The organism is Streptomyces griseicoloratus (genome assembly GCF_014534645.1).
Classification (GTDB): domain Bacteria; phylum Actinomycetota; class Actinomycetes; order Streptomycetales; family Streptomycetaceae; genus Streptomyces; species Streptomyces griseicoloratus.
This window is the reverse complement of the sequence record NZ_JACVQF010000068.1, coordinates 1-253: the sequence shown is the minus strand read 5'-3', so window position 1 is coordinate 253 and position 253 is coordinate 1. Positions and strand designations below refer to the sequence as shown.

The 253-nt window shown below is 70.0% G+C and carries 1 protein-coding gene; it reads right to left on the bottom strand.

From position 1 onward, the window contains the following. The coding region (locus H0H10_RS40675; protein ID WP_188179081.1) for a chaplin at window positions 1–253 on the bottom strand (253 nt) is incomplete at both ends.

Below are 253 nucleotides of genomic sequence, written 5' to 3'. Positions count from 1 at the left end.
GACCGGCACCTGAATGTTGTTCCCGGCCACCACGCCGGAGGAGTCCTCGGTGGTGCCCACCGCCTCGGCGCCACCGGCGGAGGCGGACCCTCCGTCCTTGTGCGAGACGTTGCCGCACGAGTTGCCGGACGCGTCGTTCAGCGCGCCGACGACGTTGACGGTGTTCCCGCACACGTTCACCGGCACCGAAACCGGCACCTGAATGTTGTTCCCGGCCACCACGCCGGAGGAGTCCTCGGTGGTGCCCACCGCG